Source organism: Microbacterium sp. H1-D42 (assembly GCF_022637555.1).
In the GTDB taxonomy this organism is placed as follows: Bacteria; Actinomycetota; Actinomycetes; order Actinomycetales; family Microbacteriaceae; genus Microbacterium.
On sequence record NZ_CP093342.1, the window covers coordinates 2,174,433 to 2,191,060 of the forward strand.

A 16,628-nucleotide genomic window follows, 5' to 3' on the forward strand; every position below is an offset into this window, starting at 1 on the left:
TGCGACGCAGTCGCAGCGCTCAGCCGGTGACGACCTGCGCGGTGCCGACGCTGGCGTCTGGCCCCATCTCGGCGGCGATGCGGTTCGCTTCTTCGATGAGCGTGGCGACGATGTCCTCCTCGGGCACGGTCTTGATGACCTCGCCCTTCACGAAGATCTGGCCCTTGCCGTTGCCGGAGGCCACACCGAGATCCGCCTCGCGCGCCTCACCAGGGCCGTTGACGACGCAGCCCATCACGGCCACGCGCAGCGGAACCGTCATGTCCTTCAGCCCCTCGGTGACAGCATCCGCCAGCGAGTAGACGTCGACCTGTGCGCGCCCGCACGACGGGCACGACACGATCTCGAGCTTGCGCTCGCGCAGGTTCAGCGACTGCAGGATCTGATGGCCGACCTTGACCTCCTCGGCCGGCGGCGCCGACAGCGAGACGCGGATGGTGTCGCCGATGCCCTCGCCGAGCAGGATGCCGAACGCCGTGGCGCTCTTGATCGTGCCCTGGAAGGCCGGCCCGGCCTCGGTCACGCCGAGGTGCAGGGGCCAGTCGCCACGTTCGGCGAGCTGCCGGTAGGCCTTCACCATGACGACGGGGTCGTTGTGCTTGACCGAGATCTTGAAGTCGTGGAAGTCGTGCTCCTCGAACAGCGACGCTTCCCAGACGGCGCTCTCCACGAGCGCCTCAGCCGTCGCCTTGCCGTACTTCTGCAGCAGGCGAGGATCGAGCGATCCGGCGTTCACACCGATGCGCAGCGACACACCCGCAGCCTTCGCCGCGGCGGCGATGGCGCCCACCTGGTCGTCGAACTTGCGGATGTTGCCCGGGTTGACGCGCACCGCACCGCAGCCGGCGTCGATGGCCTGGAAGACGTACTTCGGCTGGAAGTGGATGTCGGCGATCACCGGGATCTGGCTCTTCTGCGCGATGATGTGCAGCACATCCGCGTCATCCTGCGACGGCACGGCGACGCGCACGATCTCGCATCCGGATGCCGTGAGCTCGGCGATCTGCTGCAGCGTGCCGTTGATGTCGGTGGTCTTGGTCGTCGTCATCGACTGAACGCTCACCGGGGCGTTGCCACCGACGAGCACCTTGCCGACCCGGATCTGACGGGACTTGCGACGAGGGGCGAGGACTTCGGGGACGCGCGGCATCCCAAGATTCACTGCGGGCACTCCCCCACTTTACTTCGCAGGATGACCTGCAGGCTGGATGGGGCCCGTATCCCGCCGTCCTGCGGCGCGGTCACACGCCCGCGCACGGCGACGCGGATGTGATACTTTCAGCCCATGTCCGCGAACCTCACCTGGTGGCCCGCCTGTTAGGCGGTGCGTTCGCGAATCCAGAACCAGACCGCCTTCCGGGGCGGTCTTTCTTTTTCCCGCGCCGGATGCCCGAACTCAGGAGACACCGATGACCTCTGCTCTGCCCGAACGCATCCGGGGCCTCGCGTCCGATCCGAACGCGTCGTTCGTGCTGATCGCGCGCGACGGCGGCATCGAGCTGCTCGCGGGCGACGTCATCGACGTCGAGACGCTGGCGGAAATCCCTCTGGATGACCAGGGCGGGCTTCGCGAGGTGTTCGCGATGGTGCCGTACCGACAGGTGCGCGAGCGCGGATTCGTCGCGCAGGACGACGGCACTCCGCTGCGCTGTGTGCTCGTCGAAGAGCACGAGACGCTGGATGCTGCCGAACTGATGTCGGCGCTGCCGGCCGACCCGATCGCGCTGCGCGGCGGAGGGTTCGACATCTCCGATGAGGACTACGCCGAGATCGTCCAGCGTGTCATCGCCGAGGAGATCGGCCGCGGTGAGGGCGCGAACTTCGTCATCCGCCGCGACTACCGTGCGAGCTTCGAGTGCAACGACCGCATTGCGGCGCTCACCTGGTTCCGCGCGCTGCTCGAGCAGGAACGAGGGGCGTACTGGACGTTCGCTGTCATCACGCCCGGCGAGATCGCCGTCGGCGCCAGCCCTGAAGCGCACGTCGTCGCCCGAGAAGGCGTCGTCACTATGAACCCGATCTCAGGCACCTTCCGTCATCCGGCAGGCGGGGCGACCCGCGAGTCGCTGACCGAGTTCCTCTCCTCGACGAAGGAGACAGAGGAGCTGTTCATGGTCGTCGACGAAGAGCTGAAGATGATGAGCCAGGTGTGCTCGGACGGCGGGCGGATCACCGGCCCGCACCTGAAGGAGATGTCGCGCCTGACGCACACCGAGTACATGCTCCGAGGACGCAGCAGGCTCGACCCGCGTGACATCCTGCGCGAGACGATGTTCGCCCCGACCGTCACCGGGTCTCCGATGCAGAACGCCTGCGCCGTCATCCGGCGCCACGAGCGCACGCCGCGGGGCTACTACTCGGGCGTCGCAGCCCTGTTCACGCCCAATGACGAGGGCGGCCATGACCTCGACGCGCCGATTCTGATCCGCACGGTCTACGTCGAGGACGGCCATCTGCGCGTGCCGGTGGGCGCCACGCTGGTGCGCCATTCGGATCCGATCGGCGAGGTCAACGAGACCCACGGCAAGGCGGCCGGTGTGCTCGGCGCCATCGGCGCGATCGAGCGCGATCACGCCGCCGAGGCGCGCGACGACGACGCACCGACTGAGGGCCGGCTGGCCGACGACCCCGAGATCGCCGCTCTGCTGGCATCCCGCAACACCCGCCTCGCCGACTTCTGGATGCAGCCGCAGGACGTGCACGCCACAGAGCACTTCGCCGGGCGACGTGCGCTGGTCGTCGACGCCGAGGACCGCTTCACGACGATGCTCGCCCACCAGTTGCGCCACCTCGGTCTCGAGGTCGAGATCGCCGCGTGGGACGTCGTCACCGATGAGGCGGTGGATGCCGCAGATCTCGTCGTCTCCGGCCCCGGCCCCGGCGACCCCCGTGACGCCGCCTCGGCGCGCATCGCCCGCATGCAGCAGGTCGTCGCGCGCCGCCGTGCGAGCGGCGCGCCGCTGCTGGCCGTGTGCCTGAGCCATCAGATCCTCGCCGACAGTCTCGGCATCCAACTGGTGCCGCTGGATTCGCCGTATCAAGGAGTGCAGAAGACCGTTCCGGTGTTCGGGCAGGACGCTTCGGTCGGCTTCTACAACACGTTCACGGCGCGCGTCGCGCCCGGCACCACCCGCGTCGGCGATGCGGAGGTGTCATCGGATGCTGACAGTGGCGACGTCTACGCGCTGCGCGGCGAAGGCTTCGCCTCGGTCCAGGGGCACCTGGAGTCGATCCTGTCGCGTGACGGGATCGCCACACTGGAGCGTCTGGTGGCCCACGCGCTCGCGTGAGCCGTCGTCCGCTGCCTGAGGAGCACGGAGCGACCCCGCACCGAGGTCAGCGCAGCTGCGGCCACTCCTCGGCGGCGTACCCGCCGCCGAGCCCACCGGAACGGTCGAGTTCAGCAGTCACTGGAGCACCCGTCGACTGCCACCAGGAGCCCGTGGTGAGGACGATCCTGAGCGGCGTGTCGCCCTGCTGCGACATCCTGAGCGTGGCCCCATCAGGGCCGTGCGCGTCGATGTGTAGAGGAATGGTGTCTGATCGGGTGATCGTCCAGTCTGCCGCGGTGAGCACCGCCGCGAACGCGTCACGATCGATCACGAGATCGGGAGTCGCCTCATGTGAGAAGTCGATCAGCAGCCGATAGGACTGCCAGCCTCTGCCGTCGGCGTTCACCGACTCAGCCTCCGCCGCGTTCGCCTCCCAGCGTCCTGCCGCGGCGATCGCTCGGAGATCAGAGACTGTCTGCTGCACCGTGTCGTACCGCTGCTGCGCCTGGCTGACCTGGTCCGCTGCGCTCAGTTCGGCGACCTGCGCCGGCCGCTCGCCCGCGGCGTCCGTCTGAAGCTGGGCGATGCCGATGCCGATCGGCCCCGCGAGCAGCAGAAGTGCCGGGGTCGCCACGATGGACGCCCAGGCCACCGTCTCCCACCTGTGCCGGATGTGAGGCGCGGGTGCATGCGACACCAGAATCAGCGTCGCGACCCACGACCCGGCTCCGACGATGACCGAGCCCGCGAAGACCCCCGTCGCGAACATCTCCGACATCTGCGGCCATGCGAATCGCTGCAGCGGTGACGGGCGCACACTCGCGAAAGTGTCATCGGGCATCGCGACCGCCATCCCGACCCAGCTCCACCATTGCAGCACCAGCAGCCAGACGATGACACCGGGCGTCGCCGCCGTCACGCCTTGCCTTCGCAGCATGAGACGGGGCAGTGACCCAAGCAGCGCCGCAGCGGGAATCAGCAGGAGCGAGCTGACGACGACGAGGAACGGCAGCACTCCGCTGCCCGTGACGAGCGTGAACGCGCAGAAGCCGATCGGAAGCAGCCAGTTCATCCACGGCCAGATCACCCACGTCACCCGACGGAGGGCGGACGTCCGGTACCTGAGCGACGACGGATGCTGCTGCACGCGGTCACGCTATCGCCCAAGCCTGAGCGATCGGCGTCAGCCCCGAGGTCGAACACGAACGGCGCCATGTTCCGCGCCGCCGACCCGTTCATCAGCCTGCTCAGCTGAGCGGCGCGGCCAGGCGCGCTGCGAGCAGGCGCTGTTCCGCGAGGTTCGTCGTGAGCGCCTGCGCCCTGGCATCCGCCGCCTTCGCCTCGGTTCTCCTGCCGAGGCGAAGCAGCAGATGAGCGCGCACGGCGTGCCAGAGGTGGAAGTCCTCCAGCCTGTCGGCGAGTGCGTCCACTTCGGTGAGCGCGGCAGCCGGCCGTCCCCATTCGCCGAGCGCGACCGCGCGATTGAGGCGCACCACCGGTGACGCGTCGAAGACCAGCAGCATGTCGTAGAGCACGACGATCTGCGTCCAGTCGGTGTCGACCTCCGCTGCCCCTGGCCTTGGCCGCGCATCGGAGTGGCAGGCGGCGATGGCGGCGTGCAGCTGCCATCGCCCCGGCCTTCGCAGGGCTGCCGCGCGCTCGAGCGCTCGCTGTCCTGCCGCGATGAGCGCCTCATCCCAACGCGAACGATCCTGATCGGCCAGCAGCACGAGTTCACCGTCGACTGCGCGTGCGCGCTCCCGGCTCCGGTGGAAGGACAGCAGCGCCACCAGTCCGTGTGCTTCGGGCTCGTCAGACAGCGCCGTCGCGATCACCTGAGCAAGCCAGAGGGCGTCGTCGGCCACATCGCGATCGGCCGCCGCATCGCCACCGTCGATGAGGTGCGCTTCGCTGTACATCACCGAGACGACGGTGAGCACGATATCGAGACGCGATGATCGCTCGTCACCCTGCGGGACCCGCAGCGGAATGCCGCTCGCGGTGATCTTCCGCTTCGCACGGACGATGCGCTGGCCCACAGCCGTCGGCGTGCTCAGCGTCGCACGTGCGATCTGTGCGGTCGTCAGACCGCACACCGCACGCAGCGTCAGAGCCAGCTGCGCAGCGGCGGGAAGCGCGGGATGACAGCAGGCGAAAAGGGTCGGCAGTCGTTCATCCGTCTCGGCGGGCCCCTCGCCGTCGTGTTCGGTCAGACTCTCGCCGATCTGCGCCAGCTTCTCGCGGTACCGCTTCTTGCGTCGCAGCCGGTCCAGCGCGTTGCGGCGCGCCGCGGTCGTCAGCCATCCGCCGGGGTTGGGCGGCACACCGCTCCGGCGCCAGTGGATGAGCGCTTCCTCGACCGCTTCGGCGACGGCTTCTTCGGCCAGCTCGAAGCTGCCCAGCCGTGTGGTCAATGCCCCGACGATCCGTGCTGATTCGGCGCGCACCACGCTGCTGAGAACGCGGTCGGATGCCGCGTCGCCAGGCGCCGCGGCATCCGACCTGTTCATCGTCTGATCGGGATCACTGCTCGAACTGGCTGTAGTCCGTGACCGCAGGACGGATCTCGACAGAGGTGCCCTCGAGTTCGAGCATCGGCCAGGACCTGGCCAGCGCGATCGCCGCGTCCAGGTCGGCCACGTCGATCAGCGTGAATCCGCCGACGGCCTCGCGGGCCTCGGTGAACGGGCCGTCCACGACGACCGGCCCCTGTGCTCCGTGCCGAACGGTGGTGGCCGTCTCGACCGGCTGCAACTCAGCGCCGCTGTCCACGATGGCGGCCTCGTTGTCTTGGAACCACTGGTAGACCCGGCCGTACAGCTCCTCACCGACCTCGGGTGAGAGTGCCGCGTCGTTCGTGGGGGTGGAGGTGAACATGATGACGTATTTCACGGCAGTAGTCCTTTCGTCAAGTGAACCGTGTCACCTTCACCACGAACGGACAAGGGCGAATTCGACACCTCGACGAAGACTCCGAGAAGTCTTCGTCACCCTCCGAGGATGTTCATCGGCTTGAAGATGTCGGCGAGCAGCAGCAGCGCCCCCATGCCGATCAGCAGCACCGCGACTATCACCGTGAGGGGCACGAGTTTCGTGGCATCCACCGGCTTCGGCTGCGGGCGTCCCGTGAGCTTCGCCCACAGGCGTTTGAGTCCGTCCCAGAGCGCGACGACGACGTGCCCGCCATCCAGCGGCAGCAACGGCACCAGGTTGAAGACGAACAGGGCGATGTTCAGAGCAGCGAGCAAGTTCATCAGCACGACGAGCCGGTTCAGCACCGGAGCATCCGTCGCGGCGACCTCACCGGCGATGCGGCCGACGCCGACCACGCTGAGCGGGCCGTTCGGGTCACGCTCCTGATCAGTGAACAACGAGACGCCGACGTCCCAGAGCTTCGCAGGCAGGTTGACGATCAGCGAGGCGACCGCGCCGGTCTGCTGCATCGCGAGGTCGGTGCCGGTGCCGATCGGCTGTCGCACGTACTCGATCTGCGAGGTGACTCCGGCGTAGCCGACGGTGTGCGTGACGGGGTCGCCGTTCGCATCGAGGACCGGCCGGCCGCTGGCATCCACCTCACCACGTTCCGCCGGTTCCGGCGTCAGCTGCAGCGGCACCTCGGCGCCGTCGCGCTCGACGACGACGTCCAGGGTCTTTCCCGGCGAGGCCTGGATGACAGCGGAGGCATCCGCGAAGGTCTCCATCGGCTTGCCGTCAATGGATACGATCACGTCGCCAGGCTCGAAGCCGGCTTCTGCTGCGGGGGACGCAGCGTCGTCCGCAGTGCACTCCTGCTGTGTGGAACCAGCCGGGATCATGCACTCGCTGACCGCGCTCACGGTGGTGCTCGCCTGCTGCACTCCGACCCCTGAGGCCATCAGAGTGAAGATGAGGATCGCCAGCAGCAGATTCATGAACGGCCCGCCGAGCATGACGATGACGCGCTTCCACACCGGCAGCTTGTAGAACACCCGCTCCTCAGCGCCTTCGGCGATCGTCTCGTCGTTGGCGGAGCGCGCGTCCTGCACGAGCGAGGCGAACATCCCCTTGGCGGGCCCCGTCTTCGATGAGGGCGGATACATGCCCGACATCGAGATGAAGCCGCCGAGCGGCAGCGCCTTGACGCCGTACTCGGTTTCGCCGATGCGCTTGGACCACACGCGGGGCCCGAATCCGATCATGTACTGCCCGACGCGCACGCCGAACAGCTTCGCGGGCACCAGATGGCCCACCTCGTGCAATCCGATCGACACGCCGAGTCCGACGAGCATGAACAGGATGCCGCCCACATACAGCAGAATCTCCACCCGACCACGGTAGTGCCACGGGTGAGGAATCTGCTGTGGCGGACCGCCGCGTCCACCCCGCCGTGCGTGAGATCATGGGAGCGATATGACCACCACATCGCTGCCCCCTGTGCTCCGTCCCGCTGACCCACCCCGTCGCGCGCTGACCGAGCTGGCCGACCGCTTCGCCCGTGACGTCCGCGGTGACCTCGCTGACGTCCACCTCAGCGGCATCACCCTCGCCACCGCCGACCTTCGTGCCGGCGAGGCGTTCGTCGCCATCCAGGGCGTCAACCGACATGGCGCGGAGTTCGCGCAGACCGCCGCGGATCAGGGCGCCGTCGCCGTGATCACCGATGCTGCCGGGGCCGACATCGCGGCATCCGCCGGCCTGCCGATCGTCATCGTCGATGACCCGCGCGCGATCCTCGGCGATCTCAGCGCCTGGGTATACGGCACGGGGGCATCCGACCCGCTGCCGACGCTGTTCGGCACCACCGGCACCAACGGCAAGACCAGCGTCTCGCACCTGCTGCAGGGCATCTTCGATCAGCTCGGCGTCGTCTCTGGCCTGTCGTCGACGGCAGAGCGGCACATCGCAGGCCAGGTGATCGTGTCTCGGCTGACCACGCCGGAGGCATCCGAGATGCACGCGCTGCTCGCCCTCATGCGCGAGCGCGGCGTCGAGGCCGTCGCCGTCGAGGTCAGCGCGCAGGCGCTCTCGCGGCACCGCGTCGACGGCATCTTCTTCGACGTGGCCGGATTCACGAACCTCTCGCACGACCACCTCGACGACTACGCAGACATGGCGGAGTACTTCGAGGCGAAGCTGCCGCTGTTCACGCCGGAGCGGGCGCGCCGCGGGGTCATCAGCCTCGACTCGCCATTCGGTGCCGATGTGGTCCTGCGCTCTGGCATCCCCGTGGTCACCGTCGGCACGCCGGCGATCGCCGCCGATGCGGATGCTGCCGCGCAGGCCGACTGGGTCGTCACGATCGATGACGAACGTCAGAACGGCACCGTTTTCACGCTGACCGGTCCGGAGGGCCGCTCACTGACGACCGTCGTGCCGGTGATCGGACCGCACATGGCCGCCAACGCCGGACTCGCGATCGTGATGCTGCTGGAGGGCGGCTACGACTGGGACCGCATCGTGTCGGCCCTGGAGCGGGACGGACAGATCCTCGCCCACCTCCCGGGGCGCACCCAGTTCGTCTCGGGCGAGTCGGGCCCCGCGGTGTACGTCGACTTCGGGCACACCCCTGACGCCTTCGAGAAGACCCTCGCCGCCGTCCGCCGCGTCACACCGGGCAAGGTGCTGATGCTGTTCGGCGCTGACGGCGACCGTGACGCCACGAAGCGTCTCGACATGGGCCGCGCGGCCGTCCTTGGCAGCGACATCCTGGTGGTCACCGACCACCACCCTCGCTTCGAGGACCCGGCGTCGATCCGCGCGACGCTCATCGAGGGCGCACGCGCCGCCCGTCACGACGCCGAGATCCACGAGTTCTCACCGCCCGAGGACGCGATCACCGCCGCCGTCGGGATGGTGGGCGACGGGGATGCCATCCTCTGGGCGGGCCCAGGACACCAGGACTACCGCGACATCCGCGGCGTCCGCACGCCGTACTCGGCGCGCGAGCTCGCCAGGCGGGCTCTGCAGGCCGCCGGGTGGGCCGTGCCCGACTCGGCATGGCCGGTCCCCTACACCGACTGAGCGCCGCTGTGGTCTGACCTAGACCGCCGCGATGAGGGCATCCGCCTTCTCGCGCGCCCAACGCTCGGCCTCGGCGAGGGTCTCGATCGTCAGATCGTCCGGCGCATCGTGGGCGTCGATGACGCGCGCGATGGTGTCGACGATGCCGAGGAAGCTCAGGCGGCCGTCGTGGAAGGCATGCACGGCCTGCTCGTTGGCTGCGTTGTAGACCGCGGGGAAGGTCTTGCCGGCGCGCCCGACGGACTTCGCCAGCGCCACAGCCGGGAACGCCTCATCGTCGAGCGGCTCGAAGGTCCAGCTGGTCGCCTGGCGCCAGTCCAGTGGGCGGCCGACGCCGCCGACACGGTGCGGCCAGTCAAGGCCGAGTGAGATCGGCAGCCGCATGTCGGGCGGTGAGGCCTGGGCGATGGTGGATCCGTCGACGAACTCGACCATGGAGTGCACGATCGACTGCGGGTGCACGACCACCTCGATGTCGTCGTACGTGACGTCGAACAGCAGGTGCGCCTCGATCACCTCGAGTCCCTTGTTGACCAGGGTCGCCGAGTTCGTGGTGACCATCCGCCCCATGTCCCAGGTCGGGTGCGCCAGCGCCTGCGCGGGGGTGACGTCAGTGAGCTGGTCGCGGGTGCGTCCCCGGAACGGGCCTCCGGATGCCGTCACGACGAGGCGGCGCACCTCACCGGAGGTCCCAGCGCGCAGCGCCTGAGCGAGAGCGGAGTGCTCCGAGTCGACCGGCACGATCTGATCCTCGGCCGCCGCCGAGCGGACCAGTTCGCCGCCGACGATCAGCGATTCCTTGTTCGCCAGCGCAAGGGTGCGTCCCGCTTTCAGGGTCGCGAGCGTGGCACCGAGCCCGATGGAGCCCGTGATGGCGTTGAGCACGACATCGGCCTCCACATCGCGCACGAGCTGTTCGGCCTCGGATGCCCCGAGCGCAGTGTGCTCGACGCGGAACTCCGCCGCCTGCTCGGCGAGCATCTCGGCGTTGGTACCGGCGGCGATGCCGACCAGTTCGAAGCGGCGCGGATTGGCACGGATCACATCCAGCGCCTGGGTGCCGATGGAGCCGGTGGAGCCGAGGACGATGATACGACGCATGCCCCCAGCCTAGGCCGAGGGCATGCGTCGTTCGATGCGTGATTCGCTTACTGCGCGGCCGGTGCGTGCTGGGTGGCGAGGATGTCGATCACGAAGACGAGGGTCTTGCCGCCCAGGTCGTGCGCCTCGGGGTCCTCGCCGTAGCCGAGGGCCGGCGGGATGACGACGAGCACCTGCGAGCCGACCTTCTGACCGGCGAGTGCCTGCACGAAGCCGGGCACGTAGGTGTTGCCTGGGATCGAGATGGGCGCGCCCTTCGACCACGAGGAGTCGAAGCTCTCGCCCGTCTCCCAGTCGACGCCGTAGTAGTGCAGCAGTGTGGTGTCGCCGTCCGCGACCTCGGCGCCGTCGCCCTGCTTCAGCACCGAGACCTTGAGGTCCTTGGGTGCATCGCCCTTGGGGATGGTGATGTCCGGCTCGCCGTCCTCGGCGAGCTTGACCGTGGGCATCCCCTCGACGGCGTCCTGCTTCTTGCCCCACGCGGCGGTCGGGACGGTGTCGAGCACGTCCACGACGTAGATCTCGCTGGGGGCGCCGTTCTGCGACGGGAATGCGACCGCGAGTCGCGAGCCGACGGTCGCGCAGCCGATCACCTGGGACAGTGTCGGGTTGCTGAGGACGTTCTGCGGGAGCATCTCGGCGTCTCCGTAGCCGGCGTCGCCGATCCGCTCGCCGTTGGTCGAGTCGAAGGCGCTGAGCGCGTACGAGACGAACTCGCCCTCCTTGATCTTGTCGCCGTCTCCCTCGGAGACAACGGTGCGCTGCAGTTCGGTGACATCCTGCTTGAGCTCGAAGGTCGCCTTCGAGGGTGTGCCGAACTCGCCCTCGATCTTCACGCCGTCCGATACGGCGCCCGGTGCTGCCGCCTGCTCGCAGACGTCTCCGCTGGCGGTGGGGCTATCGGTCGGGGATGCCTCGGGTTCGCTGGCGCAGCCGGCCAGCAGCAGGGCCGAGACGGCGACGGTGGACAGAATGGCGAAGGGGCGCAGGCGCACGATGAGACCTCGAAGATCGTGGACGGGAGGACTTCATCCTGCCGCATCAGGCTTTGTCGATGCTGAATGCCGTTCGGTGTCGCCATGCCGGGGTGAGCATGAGTCGCTGGGTAAGATCTTCTGGTGAGTCCCGAGCATTCAGCGCAGTCCCCGGAAGCGGAGTCCCCAGAGGACGACCAGCCCGAAGCGGAGCAGTCGCATTCGCCCCGGCACGCCGGATTCAAGTACGCGATGGGGCGAATGGTCGCCCGTCCGCTCGCACGACTGATCTACCGCCCGCGGATCGAGGGGCGCGACAACGTGCCCCGCAAGGGCGCCGTGATCCTCGCCAGCAATCACCTGTCGTTCATCGATTCGATGGCGATCCCGGTGGCGGCCCCACGCCCGGTGCACTTCCTGGCGAAGGCCAGCTACTTCGAGGGCACCGGCTTCAAGGGTGCGCTGTCGCGCGAGTTCTTCTCGTCCGTGGGCGCGATCCCGGTCCGCCGTGGCGCCGGGCAAGCGGCATTGGATGCCCTTGACCAGCAGCGCCAGCTCTTGGACGAGGGCCTGGCGGTGGCGCTGTACCCCGAGGGCACCCGCTCGACGGACGGCCGTCTGTACAAGGGCCGCACCGGCGTCGCATTCCTCGCTCTGCAGACCGGAGCGCCCGTCGTGCCGGTGGGGCTGATCGGAACCGACCGGGTGATGCCCGTCGGCGCGAGGATGCCATCGCTGAAGGAGCGCGTGACCGTCAGATTCGGCGAGCCGCTTGACCTGTCCAGGCACGGCGCCGCGAACAGCGGCAAGGCCAGACGACAGGCGACGGACGAGATCATGGCGGCGATCCATGCTCTCAGTGGCCAGGAGCTCGCGGGCGTCTACAACGAGCCGCCGGCAGCGAACCCGATCGAGAAGCTGAAGCAGGCGCTGCCGCACGAGCGGCGGTGACAGTTCGAGCGGCGGTGACAGTTCGAGCGACGGTGACAGTTCGAGCGACGCGGGACCCTAGCCGGCGGTGACCTCGGCCTCGTGACGCACCGGGAAGTTCACCGAGTTCGCGATGAAGCACCACTCGTGCGCCTGATGATGCGCGTTCTCGGCCGCCCCGATCATGGAGGCGTTGGCCACCGTGACCTGCGGACGCAGCATCACCTCGACGAACGCTCCCCCGCCGCGGCCGTCCTCGCGCATCAGGCCGGTGGCCACATCTCGGTACGAGGTGACGACGACCCCCGCCTGCACGCAGGCATGCAGGTATGACAGCAGGTGGCACTCCGAGAGGGCGGCGACGAGCAGATCCTCTGGATTCCAGCGGCTGCTGTCACCGCGGAACGGCTTGTCGGCCGAAGCCAGCAGATCCGTCTTGCCCTCGACCGCGATGGTCACGTCCCGCGCATAGTCACGGTATCCGGATGTGCCTGACCCCCGATTGCCGGTCCAGGTGGTGGTGAGTTCGTAGTGGTGCTCTCCCAGTGGTGGCATGCCGCCAGTCTGGCACGGTGCGCCCGTTAGGCTGGTGTGGTGCTGGAGACCCTGACTGTCCGTGATGCTGTCGAACTCGCCGTTGTTGAGCGCAGCGGCTTCGTGGAGTCCCGCCACGCGGGCGCCGCGGTCGTGCTCTCACCCGAAGGCGAGGTCATCGCCGTCCACGGCGACGCGGATGCCCTGATACTGCCCCGTTCGAGCCTGAAGCCGCTGCAGGCCATCGCCTCGGTCACGGCGGGCGCCGCCCTCGAGGGCGAGCAGCTCGCCCTCGGCACAGCGAGCCACACCGGCACAGACCGTCATGTCGAGGTGGTGCGCGAGGTGCTCACCGCAGGCAACCTGACCGAAGACGATCTGGCCTGCCCTGTGGCCTGGCCGTCTGACGCCAATGCCCGGCGGGACATGATCCGCGATCACGCCGAGCAGTCCCGCATCCGGATGAACTGCTCCGGCAAGCACGCCCTGATGCTGCGCGCCTGCGTCGCCACGGGCTGGGCGACCGAGGGTTACCTCGACCCCGCCCATCCGCTGCAGGTGCACATCCGCGAGGTGGTCGAGCGTCTTGCCGGAGAGAAGGTCGCGCACACCTCGATCGACGGCTGCGGCGCGCCAGTGCACGCCATCACGCTCACCGGACTCGGACGAGCGGTCCACCGGATCGGCTCGGCCTCGGAGCGCTCCCCCTTCGCCCTGCACCGCGTCGCCGGCACCCTGGTGCGCGCCGTGCGCGAGAACCCGTGGACGATCGCAGGGCCGGGTGAGGCCGACACCATCGCCATCGAGACCCTCGGCGTGTTCGCCAAGGGCGGCGCCGAAGGCGTGATGGTGATGGTCGCCCCGAACGGCGCGACGGTCGCGCTGAAGATGCTCGACGGCAGCGGACGCGCAGCGACGCTGGTCGCGGCGCATCTGCTGGCGCGCGCGGGTGCGCTGTCGGATGCTGATGTCGCAGCGCTCACGGCCGCGCTGCCTCTCGCCGTGCTCGGCGGCGGCGAGCCGGTCGGCTCGATCCGACTCGGGGCCGGGATCTGACGCTCAGCCGAGCAGCACGCGCCTCGGCATCCGCCCCGCCACGACCGCCCACGCGCGGTCGGCATGGAGCCGGGCGAACGGAGGCAGGTCGCGCACGCCAGCCAGCTGGCGCAGCTCGGGCGAGTGCTCAGCGGCGACGACCAGCTCACCGCCGGTGCGCACATTCTGCAGCAGTGACCACCTGGCACGCCACTCCTCCGGATCGCCGACGATGATGGTGGGTGCGCCGTGATCCGACGGATCCTGAAGTGAGCCGTCCGTCTCAGCGAGGGTGCGCACGCGGTGCGTGGGATGCCCGGACGCCAGAACCGTGCAGGTCGCCTCGACCGCTCCGGTGACGACACCCGAGACCCTCTGTGTCGCGCGCCACGCAGGGGGTTCGGGCGCAGCTGCCCCGTGGCTGACATCGAGGTCGGACGGAACGCAGAACTGCACCTCGCGACCTGCCATCCAGGCGCGGCCGACCGGCCGAGTCCGTTCGAATGCAGCGGGTTCGCCGCCAGCCGCGATGTGCTCCACCTTGCTCGACATGCGCAGCAGCGCCCGGTGCGGCACCGCATCGATCAACCGGCCGACGGGACCTGAGACCCGCGACAGCGCGATGACAGCACCCTCGGGACGCCGCACGATCCGCTCCCAGCGGCTGAGGAACAGCTGCGCGTAGTCGGGCGGATAGGCCGCGGCCAGCACGTCGAGATCGTCACACAACACGACGCCTGTGCGCGCGGAGCCGCCGGCTGCGAGCTCCGCCACCACATCCCAGGCACCCTCCGGGTCCGCTGGCACCACGACGGCATCCGGCAGCTGAGCTGCCAGCATCCTCAGCGTCGTGCTCTTGCCCGCCCCTGGTCCACCGACGATCGCCAGACCGTCGCCTCGCTCGAGGGTGACCCAGGGCTGACGCTGACGCACCGGCTCGTCGGCAAGGCCGAGCACCGCTGCGACGTGACCGAGCGCTGATTCTGGAAGCTCCAAGAGCGTCGGCAGCGGCGGCAGCCAGGGGCTGGCGGGAGCGATGTGGCCGCCCCACGCCGCGGCTGTGGCTCGCAGGTCGGTCGTATCGGTGAGCGCGATGCGCGCGAGGTGAGCCTCACTGTCCCGCGGCCGTCTCACGAAAGCGAGTCCGCGCGACTCGACACCCCCTGGCAGTTCGGCGGCAGCATCCGATCCGATGACGAACCGACTGTCAGCGGCCTCGGCGACGCGCAGACTGATCCGCAGCGGACAGTTGGCCGCCAGCGCATCACGGATGACCCCGCTCGCCCGCTGGGTGCCGAGCATGAGGTGCATGCCCAGCGCGCGCCCGCGCGCCGCGACGTCGGTGAACACGGCCCCGAGGTCCGGATGCTCCTGCAGCAGGGCGGCGAACTCATCGACGACGATGACGAGTCGCGCGAGCGAGGGACATTCGCGCACATCCCGCACCCCGGCTTCGGCGAGCGCGGTCTCGCGCCGCCGCAGCTCGGCGGTCAGGCTGCCCACACCGCGGCGTGCGCCATCGGCATCCAGGTCCGTGACGACGGCGACCACGTGCGGCAGCACGCGCAGCGGGTCGAAGGCGGTGCCGCCCTTGAAGTCGATCAGGACGAACGCGACCTCGTCGGGCGGATGCACTGCCGCGATGCCGGCGACCCAGCTGGTCAGCAGCTCGCTCTTGCCGGTGCCTGTCATCCCGGTGACGATCGCGTGGGGCCCGTCCTCCACAAGATCCAGCGCGAGGTCGCCACGCTCCCCTCGCCCGAGGGACGCACGCAGTCCCACCCGATCGGCCGGTGCAAGCTCATCGAGCATGATCCGGTCGGGCACCGATGACTCGTCAGCGGACTTGTCTGCGATGCCCGCGCCGATGGTCTGCGTCTGCTGCGCCGAGAGCGCCTCCACCGAGAGCTCCGCGCTCCCCTGCGGTCTGCGGGCCTTCGCCGCAGCCGGATTCGTGAAGTCCAGCACCGTCGTGATGCCATCGGGCGGCTCCTCGCCAGGCTTGCGGATGCAGATGACAGCATCCGCCTGCTCACCCTCCCCCACACGCAGCCGGAAGTCGGCGCGGCGCCGCCCGGCATGGGGGAAGCTCTCCAGACCCCAGGAGGAGACCCCGTCCCCGCTCAGGGCGAGCTGCGCCGGCCCGAAGCGCAGGCACAACTGAGCCACCAGTGCCCGCACAACAGCGACCGCAACCGGCTCGGGCGCGCGCACGCAGACGCCCCCACCGATGGCGACGCTGACCGGGGCGTCATCGAGGTGCTCCGCCTGCGCGCGGAAGGCGCGCGAGCGATCATCGTCGCCGCCGGTCGCCCGCACCCGACTGCGCGTCGTCCCGCGCCCGATCACGATCGGCGTGTCGCCGTCGATGCCAGCGTGGCCGCGCAGCGGCGGTTCGAGAAGGCACCCAGCGGCGTCCGGCTCTCGGCGCCAGGCATCCGTGTGCTCTTCCAGATGGAGCCGCTCCAGCTCCGCGTCCGCGCGCTGCCAGGCGGCATCCGCCTCTGCCTTCGCGCGGCGGTGCTCCTTGCCGCGCGATCGCAGGCCGTCAAAGAACGACGCGATCAGCATGAGTGGCCCGAGGGCGGCGAAGCACAAGGCGAACAGCGAGCCGGTCACCAGCCAGAGCACGACGCCGGCGATCACCGGCACGATCGCGGCGAGCAACGGCAGGGGCGGTCGCCGCACTGGTGCTGGTCCGGAGGGCAGAACGATGGTGGTGGCATCCATGCGCCTATTCGAGCGCATCGCAGGGACGAGAATCGGCCTGTCCACAGGCCGC

At 69.2% G+C, this 16,628-nt stretch carries 13 protein-coding genes; 4 read left to right on the forward strand and 9 right to left on the reverse strand.

Annotated features, from left to right (window positions below; all coding sequences use genetic code 11):
* Window positions 1–19 precede the first annotated feature (19 nt).
* Window positions 20–1,171 (reverse strand): flavodoxin-dependent (E)-4-hydroxy-3-methylbut-2-enyl-diphosphate synthase, encoded by a 1,152-nt coding sequence (gene ispG / locus MNR00_RS10415; RefSeq protein ID WP_241925860.1) that lies wholly within the window; start codon window positions 1,169–1,171, stop codon window positions 20–22.
* A gap of 238 nt (window positions 1,172–1,409) precedes the next feature.
* Between ispG and MNR00_RS10420 the strand changes: the two genes are divergently transcribed.
* Entirely contained in the window at window positions 1,410–3,290 is a 1,881-nt protein-coding gene (locus MNR00_RS10420) for a chorismate-binding protein (protein ID WP_241925861.1), read from the forward strand.
* 46 nt (window positions 3,291–3,336) lie between these two features.
* Here MNR00_RS10420 and MNR00_RS10425 read toward each other — a convergent pair whose 3' ends face one another.
* The 4 genes from MNR00_RS10425 to MNR00_RS10440 all read right to left on the reverse strand — a co-directional run bounded on the left by MNR00_RS10425 (window position 3,337) and on the right by MNR00_RS10440 (window position 7,576).
* Window positions 3,337–4,419, reverse strand: a complete 1,083-nt coding sequence (locus tag MNR00_RS10425; RefSeq protein WP_241925862.1) for a hypothetical protein — start codon at window positions 4,417–4,419, stop codon at window positions 3,337–3,339.
* A gap of 100 nt (window positions 4,420–4,519) precedes the next feature.
* On the reverse strand, window positions 4,520–5,782 hold the full coding sequence (locus tag MNR00_RS10430; protein WP_241925863.1) for a DUF6596 domain-containing protein: 1,263 nt from the start codon (window positions 5,780–5,782) through the stop codon (window positions 4,520–4,522).
* Window positions 5,783–5,795: 13 nt separating this feature from the next.
* The gene (locus MNR00_RS10435) at window positions 5,796–6,164 is read right to left on the reverse strand and encodes a YciI family protein (protein ID WP_241925864.1); all 369 of its coding nucleotides are present in this window, start codon (window positions 6,162–6,164) and stop codon (window positions 5,796–5,798) included.
* A 95-nt stretch (window positions 6,165–6,259) separates the two neighbouring features.
* Entirely contained in the window at window positions 6,260–7,576 is a 1,317-nt protein-coding gene (locus tag MNR00_RS10440; RefSeq protein WP_241925865.1) for a site-2 protease family protein, read from the reverse strand.
* 85 nt (window positions 7,577–7,661) lie between these two features.
* On the opposite strand from MNR00_RS10440, the gene MNR00_RS10445 reads away from it, so the two are divergent.
* The gene (locus MNR00_RS10445) at window positions 7,662–9,272 is read left to right on the forward strand and encodes a UDP-N-acetylmuramoyl-L-alanyl-D-glutamate--2,6-diaminopimelate ligase (protein WP_241925866.1); all 1,611 of its coding nucleotides are present in this window, start codon (window positions 7,662–7,664) and stop codon (window positions 9,270–9,272) included.
* 18 nt (window positions 9,273–9,290) lie between these two features.
* On the opposite strand, the gene dxr is transcribed toward MNR00_RS10445, so the two are convergent.
* Together dxr and MNR00_RS10455 are read right to left on the reverse strand one after the other, a co-directional pair.
* On the reverse strand, window positions 9,291–10,373 hold the full coding sequence (dxr, locus tag MNR00_RS10450) for a 1-deoxy-D-xylulose-5-phosphate reductoisomerase (protein WP_241925867.1): 1,083 nt from the start codon (window positions 10,371–10,373) through the stop codon (window positions 9,291–9,293).
* A 47-nt stretch (window positions 10,374–10,420) separates the two neighbouring features.
* The gene (locus tag MNR00_RS10455) at window positions 10,421–11,368 is read right to left on the reverse strand and encodes an FKBP-type peptidyl-prolyl cis-trans isomerase (protein ID WP_241925868.1); all 948 of its coding nucleotides are present in this window, start codon (window positions 11,366–11,368) and stop codon (window positions 10,421–10,423) included.
* 231 nt (window positions 11,369–11,599) lie between these two features.
* On the opposite strand from MNR00_RS10455, the gene MNR00_RS10460 reads away from it, so the two are divergent.
* Window positions 11,600–12,298, forward strand: coding sequence for a lysophospholipid acyltransferase family protein (locus MNR00_RS10460; RefSeq protein ID WP_241928821.1), 699 nt, complete (start codon window positions 11,600–11,602; stop codon window positions 12,296–12,298).
* A gap of 57 nt (window positions 12,299–12,355) precedes the next feature.
* On the opposite strand, the gene MNR00_RS10465 is transcribed toward MNR00_RS10460, so the two are convergent.
* Window positions 12,356–12,832, reverse strand: coding sequence for an OsmC family protein (locus MNR00_RS10465; protein ID WP_241925869.1), 477 nt, complete (start codon window positions 12,830–12,832; stop codon window positions 12,356–12,358).
* A 39-nt stretch (window positions 12,833–12,871) separates the two neighbouring features.
* Between MNR00_RS10465 and MNR00_RS10470 the strand changes: the two genes are divergently transcribed.
* On the forward strand, window positions 12,872–13,867 hold the full coding sequence (locus MNR00_RS10470) for an asparaginase (protein ID WP_241925870.1): 996 nt from the start codon (window positions 12,872–12,874) through the stop codon (window positions 13,865–13,867).
* Window positions 13,868–13,870: 3 nt separating this feature from the next.
* Here MNR00_RS10470 and MNR00_RS10475 read toward each other — a convergent pair whose 3' ends face one another.
* The gene (locus MNR00_RS10475; protein WP_241925871.1) at window positions 13,871–16,576 is read right to left on the reverse strand and encodes an FtsK/SpoIIIE domain-containing protein; all 2,706 of its coding nucleotides are present in this window, start codon (window positions 16,574–16,576) and stop codon (window positions 13,871–13,873) included.
* Window positions 16,577–16,628: the final 52 nt, after the last annotated feature.

Coding starts and splice junctions, on each gene's coding strand:
- dxr (WP_241925867.1), bottom strand. CDS start 10,373: ATGCGTCGTATCATCGTCCTCGGCTCCACCGGCTCCATCGGCACCCAG.
- MNR00_RS10465 (WP_241925869.1), bottom strand. CDS start 12,832: ATGCCACCACTGGGAGAGCACCACTACGAACTCACCACCACCTGGACC.
- MNR00_RS10475 (WP_241925871.1), bottom strand. CDS start 16,576: ATGGATGCCACCACCATCGTTCTGCCCTCCGGACCAGCACCAGTGCGG.
- MNR00_RS10430 (WP_241925863.1), bottom strand. CDS start 5,782: ATGAACAGGTCGGATGCCGCGGCGCCTGGCGACGCGGCATCCGACCGC.
- MNR00_RS10420 (WP_241925861.1), top strand. CDS start 1,410: ATGACCTCTGCTCTGCCCGAACGCATCCGGGGCCTCGCGTCCGATCCG.
- MNR00_RS10445 (WP_241925866.1), top strand. CDS start 7,662: ATGACCACCACATCGCTGCCCCCTGTGCTCCGTCCCGCTGACCCACCC.
- MNR00_RS10460 (WP_241928821.1), top strand. CDS start 11,600: ATGGGGCGAATGGTCGCCCGTCCGCTCGCACGACTGATCTACCGCCCG.